General features: G+C 41.8%; 16 protein-coding genes. All 16 read right to left on the bottom strand.

From position 1 onward, the window contains the following. Nucleotides 1–4 precede the first annotated feature (4 nt). Nucleotides 5–3,331, bottom strand: coding sequence for a SusC/RagA family TonB-linked outer membrane protein (locus tag IM797_RS18905; RefSeq protein WP_194128731.1), 3,327 nt, complete (start codon nucleotides 3,329–3,331; stop codon nucleotides 5–7). A 47-nt stretch (nucleotides 3,332–3,378) separates the two neighbouring features. After that, nucleotides 3,379–4,551, bottom strand: coding sequence for a FecR family protein (locus IM797_RS18900; RefSeq protein ID WP_194128730.1), 1,173 nt, complete (start codon nucleotides 4,549–4,551; stop codon nucleotides 3,379–3,381). 85 nt (nucleotides 4,552–4,636) lie between these two features. Then, on the bottom strand, nucleotides 4,637–5,215 hold the full coding sequence (locus IM797_RS18895; RefSeq protein ID WP_194128729.1) for an RNA polymerase sigma factor: 579 nt from the start codon (nucleotides 5,213–5,215) through the stop codon (nucleotides 4,637–4,639). 594 nt (nucleotides 5,216–5,809) lie between these two features. Continuing rightward, nucleotides 5,810–6,844 carry a TlpA disulfide reductase family protein gene (locus tag IM797_RS18890; protein WP_194128728.1) on the bottom strand — a complete coding sequence of 345 codons (1,035 nt, stop codon included), beginning with the start codon at nucleotides 6,842–6,844 and terminating at the stop codon, nucleotides 5,810–5,812. A gap of 6 nt (nucleotides 6,845–6,850) precedes the next feature. Next, the gene (locus tag IM797_RS18885; RefSeq protein WP_194128727.1) at nucleotides 6,851–8,239 is read right to left on the bottom strand and encodes a RagB/SusD family nutrient uptake outer membrane protein; all 1,389 of its coding nucleotides are present in this window, start codon (nucleotides 8,237–8,239) and stop codon (nucleotides 6,851–6,853) included. A 20-nt stretch (nucleotides 8,240–8,259) separates the two neighbouring features. After that, nucleotides 8,260–11,520, bottom strand: coding sequence for a SusC/RagA family TonB-linked outer membrane protein (locus IM797_RS18880; RefSeq protein ID WP_194128726.1), 3,261 nt, complete (start codon nucleotides 11,518–11,520; stop codon nucleotides 8,260–8,262). 267 nt (nucleotides 11,521–11,787) lie between these two features. After that, nucleotides 11,788–12,780 carry a FecR family protein gene (locus IM797_RS18875; RefSeq protein ID WP_194128725.1) on the bottom strand — a complete coding sequence of 331 codons (993 nt, stop codon included), beginning with the start codon at nucleotides 12,778–12,780 and terminating at the stop codon, nucleotides 11,788–11,790. Between the two features lie 108 nt (nucleotides 12,781–12,888). After that, nucleotides 12,889–13,485, bottom strand: a complete 597-nt coding sequence (locus IM797_RS18870) for an RNA polymerase sigma factor (RefSeq protein WP_194128724.1) — start codon at nucleotides 13,483–13,485, stop codon at nucleotides 12,889–12,891. Between the two features lie 181 nt (nucleotides 13,486–13,666). Beyond that, complete coding sequence (locus IM797_RS18865; RefSeq protein WP_194128723.1) at nucleotides 13,667–13,960, bottom strand: hypothetical protein; 294 nt, start codon at nucleotides 13,958–13,960, stop codon at nucleotides 13,667–13,669. A 252-nt stretch (nucleotides 13,961–14,212) separates the two neighbouring features. Next, nucleotides 14,213–14,404, bottom strand: a complete 192-nt coding sequence (locus IM797_RS18860) for a cold-shock protein (RefSeq protein ID WP_048905418.1) — start codon at nucleotides 14,402–14,404, stop codon at nucleotides 14,213–14,215. A gap of 138 nt (nucleotides 14,405–14,542) precedes the next feature. Further along, nucleotides 14,543–14,800, bottom strand: a complete 258-nt coding sequence (locus tag IM797_RS18855) for a hypothetical protein (protein ID WP_194128722.1) — start codon at nucleotides 14,798–14,800, stop codon at nucleotides 14,543–14,545. A gap of 101 nt (nucleotides 14,801–14,901) precedes the next feature. Next, nucleotides 14,902–15,348, bottom strand: a complete 447-nt coding sequence (locus IM797_RS18850) for an Hsp20/alpha crystallin family protein (protein WP_194128721.1) — start codon at nucleotides 15,346–15,348, stop codon at nucleotides 14,902–14,904. A gap of 252 nt (nucleotides 15,349–15,600) precedes the next feature. Further along, nucleotides 15,601–18,462, bottom strand: a complete 2,862-nt coding sequence (locus tag IM797_RS18845; protein WP_194128720.1) for an alpha-L-rhamnosidase — start codon at nucleotides 18,460–18,462, stop codon at nucleotides 15,601–15,603. Nucleotides 18,463–18,613: 151 nt separating this feature from the next. Next, nucleotides 18,614–20,323, bottom strand: a complete 1,710-nt coding sequence (locus tag IM797_RS18840) for an alpha-L-rhamnosidase C-terminal domain-containing protein (RefSeq protein WP_194128719.1) — start codon at nucleotides 20,321–20,323, stop codon at nucleotides 18,614–18,616. Between the two features lie 24 nt (nucleotides 20,324–20,347). Then, a complete protein-coding gene (locus IM797_RS18835) occupies nucleotides 20,348–21,874 on the bottom strand; it encodes a hypothetical protein (protein WP_194128718.1) in 1,527 nt (508 codons plus the stop codon). Nucleotides 21,875–21,895: 21 nt separating this feature from the next. Then, the gene (locus IM797_RS18830) at nucleotides 21,896–23,299 is read right to left on the bottom strand and encodes a hypothetical protein (protein WP_194128717.1); all 1,404 of its coding nucleotides are present in this window, start codon (nucleotides 23,297–23,299) and stop codon (nucleotides 21,896–21,898) included. Between the last annotated feature and the right edge of the window lie 43 nt (nucleotides 23,300–23,342).

Raw genomic sequence — 23,342 nt, 5'->3', positions numbered from 1 at the left:
ATTTTTAAAAAGTTAGGACTATTTTACCATTAAATGTTTTGGGTTGCGGCTGGTTGCCAAAAGGGAGTTCGGGATCTATTCCAGGATAATTAGAAACGGTAATCATATTCTGCATGCTGATGATGAAACTCATGGCCTGCATGCCAAATCGCCTTGTCAATTTACCTGGCAGTGTATAATCTAGTGCAACATTTTGCAGGCGCAGATAGGAACCGTTTGTATAAGCTCCGTCAGAAGTGGCGAAATTACCATCACTCCCCGTCGCGTTGGTGGTAAACCGTGGATTGGCCGAAATATCCCCGGGCTTTTGCCAATGGTCTTCAAAAACATCTAAAGGAATATTAGCATTTAAGGCGCCTCCGGTTTGGTTATAAGGCGAGGCGGATGTAAATTTCTTATAAGTGAGTTGTAGGTCCAGTCTGAACTCCTTATAACGGAACTGATTCAGCAGCGAAGATTCTAATTTTGGACTAAGGTCAATGGCTACCCATCTGTCGCCTCCATTGCTGCCCGGCTGTGAATTGCCCGGAATAATGATCCCATTCTTATCAAAATCCTCAAAACTCCGTTGACCCGTTTGTGGATCAATGCCCTTATAGTGATAGACATAGACATTATTTAGGGACTCCCCTATTTTTTGGGTCGTGTAATACGAAGTATATTCTAATCCTGGAAAGTCCAGCAATTTGTTTTTGTTGCGGCTAAAATTCATCCTCACAGACCAGGAAAAATCAGAATGCGATATCAAACCAGCACTTAAAGAAGCTTCAAGCCCTGTATTTTGCACACTGGCCTGTGAATTACCTTGTACACTTGCAAAGCCAGTAAATAAAGGTGTTGGCAATTGCGCCAGTTGGTTGTTGGTACGCCTGCGGTAAATAGCGGCATGTAGATTAATTCTGTCGTTCAAAAAGCCAAAATCAATAGCAGAATTTAATTCTTTATTGCTTTCCCAACGGTATTCCTGATTAACTGCATGAATAGGAACCTGTGGTAAAACGCCATTATAATTGTACAGAGGGGTACCGCCAGCCGTATTGGCCCATTGTGAAAGGTATTGGTAAGCCACATTTGGATAATTACCGGTTGTTCCGTAAGAGCCCTTTAGCCTCAGCAAGCTAACCCACGAAGGCAGGGCGCTCTTCACCCAATTTTCTTCCGACGCAATCCAACTCAGACCAGCCACACCAAATGTACCAAATTGCCTGCCCGGACCAAAATTAGAGGAGCCGTCGCGGTTTCCGCTCAACTCTATAATATACTTGTTTTCCCAGATGTAGTTGATGCTTCCATGAACGTCAACATACTTGCTTTGTGCGTAGTTCTGCAAACTGCTCACCAGCGGTGCATTATTGACAGACCTCGTCAGCTGATCACTTGTATATCCAAACGCCAGAGTAGTGAGCCCATTGGCCACTGCATTATTCAAATTTCCGCCGATCAGGACACTGAGTTTTCCTTTCCCAAGAATACGGGTGTAATCAATCTGAGGGGTGATGGCCCACCCGGTAGTTTTACTATTTCCGAAATACACCTGGGCCGTTGGGTTATTCAAAGGGTTTTGCGAAGCAATCGTAGTAGTGAGGCTATTGTCATTCAACCCCAGGTTATAACCCATCTGCAGGTTTACATTTAAACCATTCAGCACCTGATAGCCTATTTTTAAACTGCTGTTCAGCAAATTCGAACTCGATACAGATGGCATCAATAATCCGTAAAAAGGATAAGATATGCCTATATTGGCAGCATTCCAGGCTGCGTAGTTTAAATCCCCATTGTCGTCATATATTGGTGGCAGATTAGGTGACAGTGTCGTAGTCCCATACAGCGTAATCTGGGTAGCGGTATTGTACCCGTAACCAGCTGCAAGATCGACAGATAACTTTTGATCCGGACTACGGTGGTTTAAATTAAAAGAAATGTTTGCCGTGTTATTGCTGTTCTTGTCAGTCAATGGGGATACATCTTTCAGCTTACTGTACTGACCACTGATCCTAAAAGTAGTCAGCTCCCCCCCTCCGGATAAACTCGCATTTACAGTGGTGCTACGGGCTGATTTCCACAATACTTTTTGCCAGTCTACATCACGACTGGAATCCCATGATACCAAATCTGGTGCTGTAGAAACAGAAGGAACAAGGCCATCGTTGTGTAAAGCCTCACGTCGCATTTGCAGGTATTGGCTGGTATTGAGCATATCGTAATGCCCGATCACCTGGTTGATCGTTTGACTTCCACTCACATCAAATACCGTTTTACCTGCTTTTCCCTTTTTAGTGGTGATGATGATTACACCATTACCGGCCCTTGAACCATACATGGCTGTAGACGCAGCGTCTTTTAATACGGTAATACTCTCAATATCATGCATGTTCAGATTTGACAATGGACTCTGTCCCCCGGAGAAAGTGATACCGGCTTGCTGTAGTCCGGTAGAACCGTTTTGGTAAGAGGATTGCTGGAAGCCAATACTGGGTTGAACCAGCGGTACTCCATCTATGACGTATAGTGGGTCAGAAACTGAAGTTGGATCAATAGAACTTCTTCCCCTGATTTCCACCTTTACCGGCGCATTACTGTAACCGCTTGTTGGTGTAATCAATACCCCGGGAACAATACCCTTAAGCGCTAACAAAGGATTGGACACCGGCTGCCGTTCCAGCTCCCTGGCATTGATCTGGCTGATCTCTCCTATGGCGAGGCGTTTGGTGGTCAAACCGTAAGCCTGAACCTCAACGGCATCAAGTTCATTGTTGGTTTCTTTTAGCATGACTACAAACTCCGTTTGCAAAAGCACAGGAACATCCAGCGGCGCGTAACCGATATAGCTGACGTGTAAAGTATCATTGGTACGCACGTTTCTCAGTTCAAACTCCCCGCTTGCTTTTGTGGTCGTTCCCTGGTGGCTACGTTTTATGATAACCGTAGCGCCATTCAGTCTTTCACCCCGGCTGCTGTATACAGTACCATGGATATCATTTTGGGAAAACAGGCTTTCCATTATTTCCGGACTGCCATCGGCGTTTTTTTTTGCCTTTTTATTCACCAGGATGACAATGTTACCTACAACAGAGTATTCCACAGGTGTATCTTTAAAGCACAGGTTCAGTACGGTTTTCAAATCTGCCTTTTGTACCTGAACAGACACTTTTCCCACTAGTTTTAAAATCTCCTGATCGTAAAAAAAGGAGATACCGGTTTGCTTTTTTAGCTGGATCAGCACCATTTCTATGGGGGCATTTTTTACGGAAAGGGTAATGGTCTGCGGTTCCTGCGCATGCAGGTTCACGTAAAATAACAGACACATAATAAATAGTCTAAAAATTCTCATAGACAAATCTGGTTTAGGTTGGTTGGTTGGTTTGGTTAGTATATCTTTTATCGTCGCACAATCAATTTTTTACCCGCTATGGTACAATGGAAATGTGCGGCTTCTAATACTTTTAACATGTTGGGCAGGCTGGTATTGCGTGGAATTTCACCTTCAAACATTACCGTTCCCAAATCGCCCTGGTATACGACTTCTATATCATACCATCGCGAAAGCTTACGCATGATGCTTTCCACATTTTCGCCGTTAAATTTGAAATAACCATTTTTCCAGGCTATTGCATCCTCAGCATTTGTCTGAATAACTTTAAACCCGCTACTTGTCAGGATAGCCTGCTGATCAGGCTTTAAAAGCTGCGGAATTTTCCCTGCATTGAAATCAGTTACGCGGACAGCACCTTCGAGCAAGGTCGTCTTTGTACTCTCTTCATCGGCGTATGCATTAATATCGAAATGGGTACCCAGTACTTCTACGCGCTGAGCTTTGGTTTCTACAATAAAAGACTGTCTGATTCTTTTTCCGTGTACTGAGGTGTAAGATTTAGCAACCTCAAAATAAGCTTCACCTTGTAGTATCACTTTTCGCTCTAAACCTAATAACTGTTTAGGAAAAGAAATTTTTGAGTCTGCGTTCAGCCAAACCTTAGTACCATCCGGAAGTACAACCTGATAAGTTCCACCCCGGGGTGTGCTCATTGTCAAATTCTCCAATGTTCCAACCTGCAATAGTTGCATGGCCAGTGCAGAATCTTTTACTAAACTTCCGTCATTATAGGTTAATTTCGACGCGCTAATCACAACACCGGTCTTAGTGTCGCTCAGCATAATATTTTTCCCGTCAGCTAAAGTTAATGTTGCTATATTTTTGCCGGGCTTGATGTCAGCTGTATACAAATTTCCTTTCCCCGCTTCCCCATCCTCCTGGCGATTTGCTTCATAAAAATATAAGCTGGCAGCCAATGTAATCACAATTGAAGCGGCGGCGGCAATTCTTGGCCATAACCTGATCACTTTATTTTTGTTTTTAGGATTTGCCAACCTATGCTCATTTACCGACGCACTGATCTGCTCGCACGCACTTTGAATTTCCGACTCGGGAAATTCACGGTAATTATTTTTAAAATCTGCTAAGAAGCCAGCTTCGACCACAACCTTCTCTGCAGCAGTGCAGCGGCCATCAACATATTTTTTAATTAATTCTTCAGTAATGTGGGTCTTCATGCTTAATTTTTATGATGTCAGCTCAATGGCTTCTAATGATATGTCAGCTATGAAGTCGCCAGGGCCTAAATAAAAATTAAAAAAATTATCGATGCATTAACCAAACTAAAATTGCCAGAACATCAAACTTACCTCTAAGTATCTTTAAGGCGTGATTAACATGATTTTTCACCGTTTTTTCTGTAATGCCAAGCTGAAGTGCAATCTCGCGATGAGACAGTCCGGCATTCCTGCTCAATTCAAAAACTTCCCGCATCTTTTGAGGGAGCTTTACGACTTCCTTTTCAATCAGCGCAATCAGTTCTTTCTCATTAATGTAATGATCTGTTGAATAATCACCTTCGTCAATAAGTGCCTGAAAGGCCTCCGCATAGTCTGATCGGACTTTACGCCGCGACACCAGGTTTAGGAATTTATACCTTACCGCACTGTAGAGATAAGCGGATAAAGAACTTCTAAGTTCCAGCTTCGCAGCATGGTCCCAAAGCGAGGTAAAAATATCCTGAACTAAATCCTGGGCTTCATCCGTATCTCTAATCATATTACGGGCATATACATAAAGTACTCGGCTGTATCTTTCAAAAATTTCATCAAAAGCTTTAACGTCACCTGCCTTAAGCAGAATGGTTAGTTCAGAATCTGAAAGATTGTTATAAGCGGTCATTTAATTTAGTCGCTATCGAAATGTGAATATCTATAATAAATTACATATTCAGGTAATAAAACATTAATATTTTAGATAGTTAACCTTACCTAACATTTCCATAAAGTAAAACCGCATTTAATATCGTCCGTCACTTAAGTCCAAATCTGTGTCAATTGTATATTAAAGCAAAAGCAAATCTTATATTTATTTACCTAAAAGTATCTATAGTTATACCTCTTGGAGAAGCCGGTTGGACGAAACGTCAATTATTAAGTACTAAACATGATAAATCCAGGACATAAAGTTTCAAATTACTCAGATCATTTGTTAAGATATCATATAGTCTTTCTCTGCATCACAGCTACCGGAATTATAAGAAAACCTGCGATGAGTACCGGAGCAGCGCAATAAAAATGCTTTGATTTTGCAAAAGACCAAGCTCAGGAAAAAAGACATGAGCTTGGTCTGGAATAGGGCTTAGAAAAAAGTTTAGCCTCTGGAGAAATTTCCCGTTGTACGCAACTTAGAGTAGAAGATACTGGGCTCAGCTGCTCAGTAAGTCTGCAAGAAATAGTAAGCGAATAGGGAGTATTCTTTTCATTCTATTGTCTTTTAATGTTTATTTTCAGGGGGTGCTTGTTGAGCCTTCTTTAGCATTTCTTTGGATTTAACCATATCGCCTGCTTTTTCATATAAAACGGCCATATTTTTATACGTTTCAGGAAAATCCATACTCCATGGATAGTTGTCCAATTGCGCTTGATAACATTCTGCTGCGAGCGTATACAGTTCCGGGATTAGGCCTTCTTTTTTGTAAACGGCATCAGTTACAGTTGAGTATCCCGGGTAATCATTGGCAGCAAACCATTCATGGGCAAACTGTACGGCTTTTTTCTGATCAGTTTTAGACAGCGCAAAGAAAGTAAAATGTCCCATTTTAGGAAAGTACTTTAAACCGGGTTCAACAGTTAGCATACTGTCTATTTTCTTTAATGCAGCTTCAGGTCTGCCTGGATTCCCCATAAAAGGGTTCAATGCATTTACCACCTCGTTGCCATCTATGGGTGCCAGCCTCTGATAGTCTTTTCTTTTTTTATTCGCAAGATTGATATCCCAGTTGCCATTTATAATTTGGGGTAGTACATGATCCAGGTTTTTAGGTGGTCCGCACCAGGCTATACGCCCCTCTTTATCCACTACGAATGAAAAAGGAATTCCTCTCTCAGCATAAGCGGTCATCCAGTGCTCAGCCATCTGCGTTCCTTTTTCAGCGGCAACAGCATAATCCATTTTGTCCCCCTTGTCAGCCACAAATTTTTCTATTACAGGCATCGTAGTCCCCCGCTCGAAAATACTAACACCTATAACTGTTACATCTGCCTTATACTTCCTGGCCAGTTCAGAAAGATGTGGCATCCCTGCAATACAAGGCAGGCACCAGGTGGCCCAAAATTCCACAACATAGATTCGTCCTTTTTTAAAGGTCGGTATACTGTCTCCTTTTAACCATTTGGCAATATAGAGTGCAGGTGCAGGTGCTCCGATCGACTTCAATTCTTTAACTGCCCCTTGCTGGGCCTTAACCACAAAAGTGGTTAAGGCCATCAAAGCAAAAAGTAAAACGGTTTTTTTTATAGATAGTTTCATTTTCGTTTATTTATAACCCAGGTTTTGACTTAAGTTTTTATTGTACAAAATTTGAGCAGCTGGTATAGGAAACAATACAGCAGTAGATGTCCAGGTTGCTTTTTGCGGTCCAAGAACCGCATCCGCCCTACCTGTTCTTTTTAGGTCAAACCAGCGGTGCCCCAATTCAGAAAACAACTCATGTGCCCGCTCATTTTCTATCGCAAGCAGCATGGGACCCTGGGTAGTAGCCGTAGTTCCAAGAAGCCCGGCACGGTTTCTCACTACATTCAAATCTTCCGCAGCGCCAGCCGTTCCGGTGATCTTATTGAGCTGTGCTCTGGCTTCTGCCCGGATCAGGTATAACTCTGCCAAACGCAACAATACGTTAAATTCATTTCCTGCTGTAGCATCACGCAACTTGTATTTAAAAGGATAATAATAGGTAGTGGCACCTACAGCAAGCGGCTTCATCCATTTTCCCATACGCTGATCAGTCGGTTCAAAACTAGCCACAAGGGATGGATAAAGTACATAACTGGGTGTGGTTCCTGAGGGAACAAAACTTCTACCAAAAATTGAGTATCCATTAAAAGTAAAACGCTGCCAGATCACTTCATTACTCGTATTCAGGAAAGCATTATCCAGGCTCTCCATTTTATAAGCGCTGTTGTTTATGACTGTTGTAGCCTGAATTTCCGCGTTTGAATAATCTTTAGTATATAAATATATTCTGGCCAGCATTGCGGTTGCTACGGCTTTATTGGCCCTTGCCCGTTGGCCGGAAGGGTAAGCATCAGAAAGATTGTTTTGCGCAATTTTCAGATCGCTGATGATCATCTGGTAGATCTCCGCTTGCGGGGCCCGGGGCAATGTTAAATTCACACTGGTTACCGTACTTGTAACCATGGGTACATCGCCAAATAAATTAGTGAGATAGAAATAGGTAAAAGCACGCATAAAATGGCTTTCGCCAAGGAGCTGCTGTTTTACTGATGCAGAAACTCCGGTAGTTTTATTCAGCCCTTCAATAGCAGAATTTGCGGCAAAAACAACTGTATAGGCATAATTCCAAGGATTATTGACGTAATTGCTAGATAGCGGTATTGTATTCGTTTTAAACTGATCCAGGTAATCCTGCGAGCTCAGATAAATGTCATCAGCCGCCATGCCTCCCAAAGCGGTTACGGTTCCAAGTAAAGAATTTTCCAGGTTTCCGCTGGTAGGTATTAGGTTTGAATTGCCATATAGACCAAGTACTGAACTTAGCGCCGTAGCATCATCCTGAAAAGCTTTATCTGAACTGACCTGATCAATTGGAGGATCCACTTCAATAAATTTTTTACAAGAAGAAAGGGTCATGATCATACCCAGTGTTAAAACTAAGCAGATCTTATGTGAAGGAAATAATTTCATGTCGATTTTTAGTTTTTAAGTTAAAAAGAAGCATTAAGGCCAATAACAATTGTACGAAGCGCCGGCATTCCCGGGCCACCCCCTTGACCGGCACCCATTTCAGGATCAAGCACATTTTTGTGATTGGAAACTGAAAAGAGATTTTGACCCTGGGCGTATAGCCTCAAATTGGAAATTTTTGCCGCCGAGATCCATTCCTTAGGAAAAGTGTAAGCCAGATTCACATTCTTGAGTTTTAGCCATGAAGCATTTCCAAAAAACGCGGTGGAACTGTTATAGTAAAAACTATAAAGGTTAAAAGCCGGATTACTTGAGTTGGCTGTTGCTGCGCCAAATTGAGTTTGATCATTCGGCTGCCTCCAATGATCAAGTGTACTGCTGTTCTGATTGTTTAAAGAACCTAAAGAACCCGTTACGCTGTTGATATAGCCTTTCTGATGCCTGAATTGGAAAAAGAAACCAAAGTCAAAACGTTTATACGAAAAAGTATTAGTCAATCCACCATAATAAGGTGTTCCGACTGGAGTTGGTTGCTGATCAACGAGAAAAGTAGGTACACCGTTCGCATTAGCAGTTTGATAAATAATCGATCCGTTGGCCGGATTTATCCCATTAAATATATATTGCCTGCTAAAAGGTACCGGATAACCTACTATAAATGAGTTGGCATAGAAATTCAAGCTCGCCAGGTTATCAAATTTGACAATTTTTGAGTTGTTCAATGTAAAGTTGAAAGCAGTTGACCATCTGAAATCACCCCTTTCAAAATTCTTTGTATTCAACTCAAATTCAAGTCCCTGTGCCTGTATGGTAGCAGGAAAATTCCCCGTGTAACTGGAAAAGCCGACCTGTCCGGGGGTTGAAATACTTAAAATCTGGTTGCCAACCCTATTTCTGTAAGCAGCCAGGTTAAACTGTATCCTATTGTCAAAAAGGCCCAGTTCAAGTGCTAGTTCTGCTTTTCTGTTACTCTCCCATTTGATATCCGGATTGGCTAACCTTGCAGGATTTTGGATTGTGGTTCCCTGATAACCGCTTGATGCCCCGGCAGCATTGTAAGTAGCCAGGTTTTGATAATTGGATATCTGGTCGTTACCAGTGATACCATAACTACCCCGTAATTTTCCGAAGCTTAAAAAAGAAAGATTGTCTTTAACAAAAGTCTCGTCAGAAAATATCCACGCCGCTCCTAACGCTCCAAAATTCCCAAAACTATTGTTCAATCCAAAGCGGGATGAGCCATCCCTTCTCATCGTTGCACTAAGAATATACTTTCCCTGGTAATTGTAGGTTATCCTTCCGAAAATAGAACTGAAATTGTAATTGTCGTATCTAGTACTTCCAGAAAGTGTGCCTGCAGCGCCAATACTTCCCAATAGTGCATCGTTGGTATAATTAGTCCCGTTCACTGTATTGGTTGTACTGGTATTGCTTTGAAAAGTTGTTCCGACCAAAGCTGTCAGTTTGCCTTTTCCAAGTTCTTTAACATATTCAACCTGTGGTTCTACAATGTATGATCTCGCCGTTGTAGCTGCAAAAAATGCACTGCTGATCGCCGCATTAAAAGCTGGGTTAACTGTTAAACCAGGAGTTTGGCCATTCTGATCAAAATTTAAAGTTGTATAGCCTAAATTTGCTTTCAGGCTTAACCCAGGAAGAATGGTATACCTCAGATTCATATTACCAATAAGATTCGCTGTTGTACCCTTGTATTTCTGAGCAAGGAGTGCATAGGGATTATACTGATAAGTACTAACAAAATTAAATGCACCAGTAGCAGTATACGGATCATAGTTCGGAGCAAGGTTATAATAGCTGCTCAGATCTCTTATGGGTAAATTATTCTTGTCGTAGGAATAAACTAATGAAATCAATGCAGCGAACCTTTTATCTCTTGAATTATGGTCCACATTTAACCTGGCAGAAATTCGGTCTTCAGCAGAACTTCCCGGAAACACAGTCCCTTCGTGATGGTAACCAGGACTGAAAGCAAAGCGCGTATCCTCATTTCCGCCACTTAAGGTTAACTGGGCATCGGTGTAGTGAGCTGTACCACCGATGAGATCATCTTGCCAGTCCCTGAAATTGGTCTGACTCCAGGAAGTTAAATCAGGAGCATTTGCTATTGTTGGTGTAACCTTATCATTGGCAAAAGCTTCTTTACGCAGGGCAAGGTACTGCTCCCCACTCAGCATGTCAATCTTACGCCCGACTTTACCTGTTCCGGAACTTAAATTGATATCCAATTTAGTTTTTCCGGCTTTTCCTTTTTTAGTTGTGATTAAAATTACACCATTACCGCCTCTTGCACCATAGATTGCTGTCGCATCGCCATCTTTAAGTACATCAATACGCTCCACATCCGATGGGTTTAAACTATTCAGCGGGTTAACCGTACCGTTTGCTCCTGTCTGAAAAACGTTTAAACTAAAATTAAAAGGAACGCCATCTATCACATAGAGTGGCTCAACACCACTTTGAATAGAATATTGTCCTCTTATTTTTATGGAGGTCCCCGATCCAGGCAATCCGCTGGATTGGCTTACTTCAACACCTGCCATCCGGCCTTGCAAGGCATTGATCACATTACCCACCGGTTGTTCCTGAATGGTTTTTGCATCAACCCTTGCGACCGATCCGGTCAGTTCTTTCCGCGTAGAAGTACCATAACCAATCACCACAACCTCATTTAAACTGCCGGATGATGGCTTCATACGTACTGAAACAGAAGTTTGAGTACCCAATTCGATTTCTTCAGTTTGATATCCCATGTAACTGAAAAGCAAAATCTGTACACTTTTTTCAGGTACATTTATTCCAAAATGCCCATTTTGATCTGTAGCCGTACTAGCAGATCTATTTCCTTTTATCATGACAGATACACCAGGCAATGGGCTTCCAAATTCATCCAGAACAATTCCACTAATCCTTAGATCTGCAAGGGTAGCCAATTCTAAGTTAATGGGTAAGATTTGGATATTATTGGCATTAATTTGCGTAACCTTAAAACGTTGGTCGTTAAATATCAGTTGGAGCAGCTCACCAACAGAACGTTTCTCCAGCGGAAGGCTGATCGCCTTAATGTTACGGATCTGTTCACTCCGATAAATAAACCTAAAATTGGTTTGGCTTTCAATTTTTTTAATTGCAGTAATTGCCGACTCATTTTTAAGGTCGATAGTCACCTCAACCTGCGACATAGATTGTGCGCTTGTAGGAGATGCAAATAGAAGTTGCGTACTTACAACTGTTAAAATGGCTATATATAAGCTTAAACGCATAATCTGCCGAATTAGATTTCGTGAGTTACTAAAAGTAGCCACATGCAAACAGCACGGCGTACCCTCTGCGTATTGTGCAGAAAATTTCATAATTTTAAATGTTTAAATGATTCCCGAAAAGTTATTTAAACCGCAGTCTTGAGTTCCAGTCAAGCCTGCAGCATTTTACTCCCTGTCTATGGCAGGGAGTTTACTTTTAATCATGTGCTTAGCTGGTAGTTTTTTTTCATGTTGTTTTTGGTTAATGGTTTAGGTTTATATTATTTTCTAGTTTTTACAATTTTTTCCAGCGATGACAATTTCCCCTGGCTTAACACTATAAGTGGCCTCGTTAAAGGCGGTGATTACCTGTATCACCTCTTCCAGGCTTTGAGCCTTTAAAAAGCTTGCAGTAAAACGGCAGTTTTTACCTTCATTATTTTTGAAAGTAATTTTAACATTGAATTTTTGGGAGAGTATTTCGGCAGCTTCTTCCATCGTTGTATCTTCAAAAAACAGGTCGTTCTTTTGCCATGCAACGGTCTCTTCGGCTTTTACTTTTGCCACACTAACTTTTTTATACTGCTGATTAAATACAACCTGTTCATCGGGTACCAACACTGCTAATACTTTACTTTCGTCAGCCACACTTACCTTTCCTCTTGTAACTGTTACCACAACAGCCGTTCCCGCTAAGGCCTTTACGTTGAATGCCGTTCCCAGTACAGTAGTTTTTATATTCCCTGTATGTACAATGAAACGGTGTTTTGAATCGTGCCTGATATCAAAATAACCCTCTCCATTTAAGATCACCTCCCGGGTTGCCCCTGTAAAACGTTCAGGATATTCAAGAACGCTATTTTCATTTAATATCACTGAACTTCCATCCGGCAGGTTTATTTTTCTGTGTTCAGCTCCCGATAATATTTTGACAGCAGTAACCGTATTTTCTGCTTTAGTTAAAAAAGCGCTTTTTTGCTGGTAAAAGAATGACACAGCAAAACACACCAATACAATTGCCGCTGCCACACCTATCCAATATAGTTTTCTAAATGCTGGTGACTTTTTAACACCTACCACAGCATTAAAAATCTGGTCTGCCTTTACTGAATCTAATGTCATTTCTGGATGGGCATCATCCCATGCGTGTAACATTAAATCACGCAGATCGGCATTGTCCTTACCGTTGCGTATCATGTTCATCAGTTCGGCTTCTTCCTTTGCAGTAACGCCGTCACCGGCATATTTTTTAATCAGATATTCAACGCGCTGGTTTTCCATGTAAGTTAAATTAGACAAAGCCCCCTCAAAGGCTCCATTTATTATACCTGACGACTGGAAAACAAAAAAGGAGTAGTTCGTTTAAATAAAAATGAAATTAATATTTAATTACTTCAACATTCCAAGAAAAACAAAGGTAATCAGTGGTGCAGCTTCACCATTTTTAAGTAGCACTTTTAAGCCTTTGATGGCCTCCCGTAAATGCACTTTAACAGTCAAAGGTGAGATATTTAGTTTCTCGGCCACTTCCTTTTGTTTTAGACCATCAATATGGCACATCTGGTAAACTAGCTTTTGCTGTTTAGGTAATTTTTCAAGTGCCTGGGCAACATAACTCTGGGCATCTTTAGAAAGGATAGCTTCTTCGGTAGCATTGTCAAGGTCAGACCATTCCTGCAAACTTTCATTTTTATACTTATACTCAGACGCTCTCTTTTTTAAAGCATCAAGCGTGGCATTATTAGTAACCGTACGCAGATATCCGCCGAAATTTTTAATTTCAATTAAACCGTCCCGTTTAAGCCATATTTTTAAAAAAACGTTCTGCACTATTTCCTCTGCCTGCGCTTTAGATTTTAGGTAACGGATTGCATAGGTAAAGACTTTATTTCTGTAGTCATCAAATAACTTTCGAAAAGCAAGCTGATCCCCACCCGCGACCTGCGCAATGATCAATGAATAGCCCGCTGTCTCGTCCTTATGCATAGATATGAATCGTGTCTGTTTTAAGTACTAAGATACGAATAAACTTGGCTTTATGGCTTCACAGGCTAACTGTGTCATAACTATCCAGTCAGATTTTACAGTGCTTAGCGGTCTATCTCATCCGGTATATCCAGACCCGACCGAAAAGCCCGATCTGAATTAGCCGAAAAGAGTAGCCAGGCTAACCCGCTTTTAAAGTCAAAAATTCCATCAGATGCTGTTCCAGCAACTCCGTATTGTAAGTGCCCTCTGTCGTGTGGTCTGTGAGTTCGAGACTGTTGTCTCCAACTGTAATCGTGTAAGCGTTACCGTCAATAATTTCAGGGAAACTGATATTCACAATATCAGCTACGTGGGCAAATTCCACAACCAGGTTGCTACCAAGCTGCTCATTTACATAAGCAGGAAATTCCGTTTTTAAAAGTTCAAATAAACTTTCAGGGCTTAATGGTTGTACGTTGTCAATCGCTATCATAGATTTTTCCTATAAGCATCCAATAATGATGCCCCGAAATGATAAACCGTCAATCAGCCAGCAGAGGCAGATCATAGCTATCAACTTTCAAAACAGTGTACGATTTGGACTAACGATTTCTGCTGGCAGGTAATCGCTGACCGTTACCGGAAGGCAACATCCAACCCATCCGCAGTGACATGCAAAATACAGGGCAAAAAAAAACATCTGTCATTAGACAGATGTTTTTACCAATTTATGAAGGAAATCTAATTAGCTGATCTTAACATTAATTGCATTCAAGCCTTTTTTACCTTGCTCGATGTCATAGCTTACTGAATCATTCTCACGAATGTTGTCCATTAAACCAGAAGAATGAACAAAGATTTCGCTATCACCATTAGCTGGCACGATAAATCCAAAACCTTTTGTCTCATTGAAAAATTTTACTGTTCCTTGTTGCATTGTATTATATATTAATTATATCCAAAGATACAAAAATATTTGAAACATCAAATTTTATTTCAAAATAAACGAAAAATTAGAATTATATTTTAACCAGCAATTATGAATCAAAATATTTTTTTGAAATTAAATTCATACCTAAATCTCCAGATTGAGATGCTTAAAGACCCCTTTAGTGATCAGCTGTACATTCAAAGCAAGCTGTTCATAGCTGCAATGCCGCAGTCCCTGAGGGAAGGGGACACGGTCCTCCCGCTTTACCAAATCTATAGTAATGACAGAATCACCAGAGACCTCATCGTCCGCGATTAGGGAAGCGTAAAGCTTCCGGGCAAAAGCCTCATCATGACCAAGGTGAAAACAGCCATAAGTTTCAATGCCTTTAAGCGTTTTCATGTTCAGAGATATTTCGTAGCTAGCTTCCATAACAATAAACAAAATGAAATAAAAGAGCCGCCCGAAGGCAGCTCAGGGTATTGGTATAAATCAAAAACGCATTACTTGATTTCAATCTGGCGGCTCTGCATTTTTGCCTCTTCACGTTTTGCGATATCGACGCACAATACCCCATCCACATACTTCGCTTCGATTCCATTCTCATCCGCAGCATCAGGCAGCGTGAAAGAACGCACAAACGAACTGTAACTGAACTCCCGTTTGTTGTAATTGCGCTCCTGAGCACCATCTTCCGAACTCCGCTCTACAGAAATACTCAGAACATTCCTTTCCAAAGAAAGTTTGAAGTCTTCCTTCTTCAGACCCGGAGCAGCAAGCTCCAGATGATAGTGATCTTTACTTTCACTGATGTTGACCGCAGGCACACGCGCCATCATGCGGTCAGAAAAGAAAGTGTCATTGAAAATAGAATCGAAAACGCCATCAAAGCCAGTCATCAGGCCATTTTTCTTCACATTGCCATTTGGATTAAATTTAACCAGTGTCATAGGTCTGTCCTCCTTAAGTTGATTTTTAATGATTAAAACTTACAATTAATTAAACCTGAACTTCGTGTTCATACAAGACTTATCTAATGTAATGCCAAAGCTGTTTTCCCACAAATCAGCTGAAAATTTTGCAGAAAAAATGAAAAAATTTCAGATCCAAATGTCAAAAATTCATCCTGGCAAAAAAAGAATGGCAAAAAATCACGACCTTTCGGGGCCGTTCATTTCCTGTTACGTTATAAAGGTACATATTTATCTAGCCGAGAAATGATAAACGCCTGAGCCCAATTCTAAATGTACAAAACCATCAACCAATCCTTTTACCTTCAGATCTGGATGGATGTTTACCCTGTACTTACCCTCCTTAACATCGTTTTCATTATTTGCCGGTATAAACACATCAGCTGTCGTATTTACAGGAATAATAATGTCGATAGTTATGCCTTGGTCAGTTCTTTTCCAGGCGGATAGGATCTGCCCATTGATGGAATGATAAGATGCTTTAACCAACCCGATACCATCTTTGGCGATTTCGGGCCGGATTAAAAACTTCCTGTAACCGGGATCTATGGTACGAATCCCAGCCGAATTGCCAAATAACCATTCGTTAACCGATCCGAATGCATAATGATTAAAAGAATTCATTCCTGCATTATTTTCAAATCCTTTACCTTTTATATAACTATTCCATCGCTCCCAAATGGTATTGGCTCCGTTTACGATTTCAAATCCCCAGGAAGGATATTCCACATTCAACAGTAGTTGATAAGCCTGATCTGTATGCCCGGTCTTTGAAAGAGCAGGCAATAAGGGTTTAACACCCAGAAAACCTGTAGACAGCCGCCCGCTATTTTGATGAATTAATTCACTTAAAAAATCTCCGGCTTTATGCGCTTGATCAGGAGTAAGCATATTCATATAAATCGCATTTGCGTATGCCGTTTGCGTATGACCATCAAAGCCCATCTCCCCGTCCACATAGCCTTCACCCTTACCATAGGCCGTTACATTGGTTTTAAATCTCCCTTCTGGAGCCATGTAATGCTTTAAAAAAGCAGATTTTATTTGGTTAGAAATCTCCCTGTATTTTATTTCATCTTCGTGTTTGCCGATCGCATTGGCCATCTCGGACATCATCGAAGCGATATAACCATAATAAATGGTCGCCAACATATCGGGCGGTGTTTTTTTTCCTGCAGACAACCAATCTCCAAAACCACCTTTAGGGGAGATGTCTTCAAAACTAGCCTCCCTAAAAACGAATGTTCCTTTACTCTTATTTTCTAAAAACTGAAGGTAGTCAGTCATATTAACCCAGAATTTTCGGATCACCCGCACATCTCCATAAACTTTATACAGGGTATAAGGACATATAATACCTGCCTCTGACCATCCTGGAGAATAGGTATCTGTAATACGGATATTTGGTGCCGGTGCGTAAATCGGGTACGTATGATCAATGCGTTGCGCATCGTTAAGATCAACCAGCCATTTGGTAAAAAAAGCAGAAATATCGGTATTAAAAGTTGCCGATTGCATGTAAGTCTGCGCATCACCGGTCCACCCCAACCGCTCATCACGTTGCGGACAATCGGTTGGAATGTCAAAATAATTGGAGCGCTGTGTCCATACAATATTACTGTACAGCTTATTAACCATCACATGGTCTGTTGTAAAAGAACCCACCACTGGTGTTGCCGAACTCAATACGATCCCTGTAACCGCATTGACCGCTGGCTGAGTACGAAAACCAGAAACTTCGACATACTGAAAACCATGATAAGTAAATCTGGGTGTGTAAACTTCCCCATTTAAATCGCCTTTCAATATGTAAGTATCTGTTGCCCTGGCCTTCCGCAAATTCTCAGTCATGAGGTCGCCATTTGGAAATAAAACCTCTCCATACTTTAAAGTGATCGTGTCTCCCCTTTTCCCCTTTACTTTTAAACGGACATTACCCGAAAAATTCTGGCCCAGATTAAAAATATATTTACCATTTGTTCTTTTAGTAACGCTAAGCGCCTTAATTTCTTTAAATACCTGGACGGTATTGCCGGGATAGGATTCCAGGCTACGTCCTCCCTGATCCGGAAACACCGTTGCGTTTTTCCAATGTTCAGCCACATAGGAAGCAGTATTCCAGCCAGTAAACTCCAACCTTGCATCATAGGTCTCCCCGTTTAAAATATCTGCTTCAACCATTGGGCCATGGTTGCTTTTCCAAGAAGCATCGGTAAAAACAGCTGTGTGAGTCCCATCTTCATACTCCACTTCCAGCTGAGCTTTTAACAGCGGTACTTTCCCATAAAAGTTCCGTACCACCGGATTGTTAACCAGTAGTGCATATCCAAGATAGCCCGAATACCAGCCATCGGCAACAATTGAACTTAAGATATTGTTCCCGGCTTTAAGCTTATCCGTTACGTCATACACCTGATAGTGTACTCTTTTATGATAGTCTGTCCAGCCCGGCGTAAAATTATCCTTACCAATGCGTTGTCCGTTGATATAGAACTCATATAAGCCCAGGGCAGTTACATACAGCCTGGCCTTTTTTACCGATTTGTTAAGCTTTACCTGTTTTCTAAAGTACGGTGCTGGCGGAAGATGGTACGCACTTCCCTTCCCCAAAGCGCTAAGATCGTTTCCAATCCAGCTGGCTTTCCAGTCGGGTTTATTCAACAGGCCCATTTCCCATTTGGCAACCGGACTCCATTTACCCACGATATTATTTTTATCCCAGCTGCGGACCTTCCAATAGTATACCTTCCTGGAAACCACCTCAGCACCTTGGTATTCAATCTGGTTGGTACGGTCACTTAGGATCCGGCCTGAATCCCACAGATCACCCTTATCCAGTTTCAACAATTGTGCTGAACTACTTACCATAATCTGATACGCAGTTTGCAGCTGTCTCCGTTCTTTCGATTCCAGCTCCCAGCTTAAACGTGGGTGAAGCACATCGGTAACCGGATTTTCTTTGTATTCGGTTTTTAAGTACCTCGCGGATAAGTCTGATTGCTGTGCAATAAGCGGCAAAAAGCAAGACTGCAATACACTAAAAATCAGCGCAATTTTAACCAACTTGTTTTGCTTTGAATTTGTTTTTTTCATCCGTATATAATTATTAATTCTTCGTTTATTGTTTTCATTTGTATTAATGAACTCATAAACTCGGTTTGTTTTTCATTTGTGATGAAGCTATCAGATTTATTCATTCCACTGTGTGGTTTGAAAAACCATGATGGTTTCATCTGAGGGCGACTTACTTTATAATTTTTATTTGTTTAGGTGCCTGAACTGTCGATTTTATTTTTCCGTCGGGGCCTTTAAGGTGTTTTATTTTCACTATGCCGTATGGCGTAGGAAATGTGCCCTCCACAAAGCTCAAGTCACCTAAATGAGGCCTCACCCTGATCGCCTTGCACCCTGGTTCCATCACCTGCACACCCAAAACATATTCCGTTAACCACGAAGTTGGTCCTGATGCCCAACCATGACATAAACTATGACGGAAACCTTTATAGCAATAGGCACCATAGTCGCCGTGGATGTCCTTTTTACCATCAGGAACAAGTTCATCTATTCTTGAAGCATTCTTGACCCAGTCCAGGTCAAAATCCTCCCAAAAAGTTGTTGCTCCCAGGTTCAGCATCCCACCCCAGTATTCGCGGATATTGTCTAACGCGCCCTGGTAATCGCCTGCTTTGGCTTTGGCTTTAAGCATATAATAGCCATAAAACGTAGAGAAATTTTTTGCGCCCCCTACGGCGATCACCTCTTGATTTGCTTTTTCGGCTAAAATCATATCACTCAATGCCAGTAAGGATGCCGCTTGTTTGGAGCCATTAACCTCAGGCACGTATTTTCTCAAGCGGCTTACAGCTTCATCACACATTCCGGCCGTTTCCTTCTCATCCAAAATCCTGCATAAATCGCCTCCAGCGGTTAAAGAAAGGACCATCATCGCCTGTAAACCTGCATGTATGCTTTCCTTGTTTTCGCTTGATGGCCAGTCCAGAAAACGACCATCCAACTGCTCACTGTTATTGGCATCAATTTTAGTACATAGTAGCTCAAGCAGTTTAACTAAGTAAGTTTTTTGTTCTTTCAGATACGCCAGGTTACCATGCTGGTAATACCAGTCTTTATGAATAATAATCCACCACATAGAATAAGTACTGATTCCATTCATCCATTGTGGTAGCGGTGTAATATCCCGCGACAAGTCCAGGCTTTTCGGCACCACATCATTATAACCAAAAACTGCAGATATAGTAGCCGTTTCGGGATGCATATCTCCTACCCAGACCAGTCTGTCCCTTTTAATGCCATCCCACAGGTAATCCTGCATGTTTAAATGAACAGTATAGGCACCTGTACGCCATATTTTATTCAATAAATTGTCGCTGCAACTAAACGACCCCAAATAAGGGATGTCCCTATAGGTAAAAATTGCACGCGCTTCTTTCAGCAATAACTCGGCATTTCCATCCAGCAGGTCTATTCTTACAAATCTAAATCCGGTATTTCCAATTTCCAGTTTACCTAACCAGGGCAGCTGAATTTCAAAATCGCGCATAGCGTGATCATTTGTAGCGCCTTTAAGCGTATCAATATCAGACATGGCTTCGCTAACGGACTCCCCAAAACGAATCCTGACCTTAATAGGTTTGTTTCCTGCCCACATGCCGGTAACCAATTGCAGACCACCATGCAGTTCTTTACCAAAATCCAGTAAAATTCCCGGCCTGGCAGTTGCGCTGCTTTTTAAACGGCAAAGTCCGCCGGTGTTCAGATCGGCTTGCCCGTTACCTTTTTCCAATAGACGTTCAGCATGCTGTATATCGCCGGTTCTCCAGATTATTTTTACCGGTGATAAATATGACCTGCTTAATACTGGATGCTGGGCTTTTAGTCCGGCCATCCCACATATAGTGAATATGGCGATAAGCAATTGATAGCTCTTCTTCATGCTGTGCTCGTGTTTCTAATTCCGTTAACTATTCTTTTTATTGTGTATCCTGATCCGGTCGATCTGAAAATGACCGGTTGCTGCACTCCCATTTGACAGTTGAATACGGATACGTCTGAGGATACCGTTCCAACCGGGCTGGCCAGACATATCTATCTGGTAGCCCGTAAAACTAGTATTGGGTCGCACAGCAAACTCCCTGGACTTCAACTGGCCCCATTCCCGGTCGGCATCAGTGATGAAGGATATTTTTACCCTTTTCACCCTGGAGTTATGCTTCATCCTTATGGATAGATACCGCTTTCCGCTAAGTTTTATAGAAAGGTTATCATTGGATTGAATGACGGCGGATGCGCCCGAAGTATTGCCGGACAGGTATCCGCCAGCCTGCCAGTGCAGTCCGGTAACCTGTCTAACTGCAGTCCAGCCTTCCATATCCGATAAAAATTCCCAGCCCGGCCTTCCCGCTCTTTTAAACTCACCGATCTTTGTTTTCATCAGCTGATAATACTGATCTCCGTGACCACCAGACATTGGTTCAATATCAGCGCTATATTCTGTTTTCCATAAGTCCGTAAAATGAGGTGCAGCCTGACTGCCGAGATTTTGCGCGGCCCATTCATTCCAGGAATGGATGAAGAGAAAGGTAGGTTGTACAGTTTTTGCTGCCTCCATATAGGTATTGAAAAAAGCACCTTTCTGGCGCCCTATCGCTTCCTGATCTGCATTTATACCATCCGTAGTCATATAAGTGGATTGTGTGGCTACAGCCGCAGCCATCTGTTCGGGTTTCCCCTCATAGTAGAACGCAGGCGGCGGTATAGCTGTATTGGATTTGAAACTCCAGCAACTTCCTTTTACAGCCGATAAGCCCCAGCAGTGCCTGCTGGAATAATGGCGAAAGCGCCCATTTACTGGAACCGCAGGCTGCTTTGAATCACCTTGGATCAGCGCAGTATCGGGTTTAGCAATTAGCAACAATTTTTTACCCAGGTAATTAAAGAATATTTCCTCGTCGTAAACTTCAAAAATCTGCTTTTCAACAGCTTTCAATGTAGCTTCATCCAGCACCCAGCATACAATTTTCGGCGTCGGATACTGGTGTGCGATCCGCCACTGATACCGCAAACACAAGGCTTTGGCGCCATTCACAATATGCTGCTGTGCCCCATTGGTTAGATCAAGGGTAATGAAATCAACGCCTGCCTGGCTCAGCAAATCTGCATGGTAATCGATCAGGCCAGTGTTGGGTTGTTCCGGATCATTATTCAGGTACATCAGGTAATTGTTTTTAATGGTGCCGTCGCCATGAGATGCAGCATAGGCTGGTTTGCCCCACCAGTTAAACTGTGGATACGGACTGTACGCTGTACTGGCCATGTTGTAAACGTCAGATCCATAAAGACTTCTTTGTATGGTTTCATTGGACCAGACAGCGTAAAAGATGGTTACGTACCTTTCTCCCTGAGCAGACACGGTTACATTAACGGTAACCACAGTCACAATGGCCATAATCCAGTTGCGTACACGCTGTTTGTTTATTTTCTCCATGAACAGGAATTTAGATAAGCCCTAATATCCGTTAATACTCAATGCACGCATCGCAGTTCTAACGTCGTCCAAAGTACCCACAATGATATAGGAAGTATATTGATGGGCACCTGCTGAAATGTCACCATACCGGCCTGCAGACCATTTACTCGTATCATTAAACCGCCAATTTCTGAAATAGTAAATGGAATTAGGATCATCATCCGTGGATTTTGAGTTTACGATATTGATGTAAATTCCCATAGCATAATCCAGATTTTGTGTGGCCAGCACGATACCTCCCGCATCGTGAAAAGGGCTTTGTTGCGACTCGTTTTCGTTTAAAAGCACTTCTGTGAGACCAGCATTCAGGTTACTATTCGTCGCGTCAATTTCAAAAAAACGACTGAACTCCATATTTAAATATCCTGTGGGAATTTCAATATGCACATCAGATAAGTTAACCGGGGTAGAGAAAGTGGTGACATATTTGGCGATCTGAGGTTTGAGGTAATTAAAAGCGCCCAGACTAAGCGTCGGGTCAAGGGTGATTACTTTCCCTAATTTAAAGTCTTTATAGATGATCAAATCGTGTATGTTGCCAGTGGAGTTAAACATTTCATTATGCCACTCCAAAGGCACTGCCGTGGTAACCTGGGTACTTCCAGAATTATAGGCTTCTATTAAAGGTGAACCATGGCAAAAACTCGAATTGGCGCTAAAATGTTTGTCTCCTCCTTCGGTCGGGAGCGCCCCGTTACCAAGATTCATGGATGATTGAATTAAACGCCCATAATCAGACGTGTTAACGAACTGTTTTCCATTCCAGGACAATTCCCATATAGAACCCCCTGCTACTCGATTGGACTTGATCCCAATTGCAGTTCCGTTTAAGGTTAAAAGTGAGGTATTTGAATTGTATCGGGGATAGCCATATTTATTTAAATATTGAATGCTATCATAAGACGCTATGCTATAATTAGGACTCGAAAGTGTGTACCCTGCATACAGCGCACTATAAGAGCGGAACACATTTACAGTACCTGCTGGCGCCGAAGAAGCACTGTATCCATATCCAACTACGCCTTCTATGGCGTAAGCACCCTCTCCGGAAGAAGATCCTGTAACCAGATGTTTTGAACCATTAACAGCACGATAGAATGGGCTGGTACCGGATAGCAGAAACTTTGGCACATAATAAGATTGTCCTACTGTGGAGAAGCTGCTTGCCTCAATAAAATCATTCGAAGTCATATAATTGCCAGTACCTAAAAGCAGGTTCCACTGAATGCTCAGTTCAGTCTGCAAAGTGGTAACGGTCGAAAAACTGGTCGAAGCAATAGATCTGGGTTTAAGAGCTACGGCTTTTTCTACTAAAAGTTCCTTGCGGCATCCTGTAATTAAAACTGCCAGTGTAATTGTGTAAAATAATCTTAATTTTGACATGATTTAGTGATTAAATGTGAACTGATTATATTTCCCGCTCCAC

Source organism: Pedobacter sp. MC2016-24, assembly GCF_015223055.1.
Taxonomy (GTDB): Bacteria; Bacteroidota; Bacteroidia; order Sphingobacteriales; family Sphingobacteriaceae; genus Pedobacter.
This window is presented reverse-complemented; position numbering and strand designations above follow the sequence as displayed.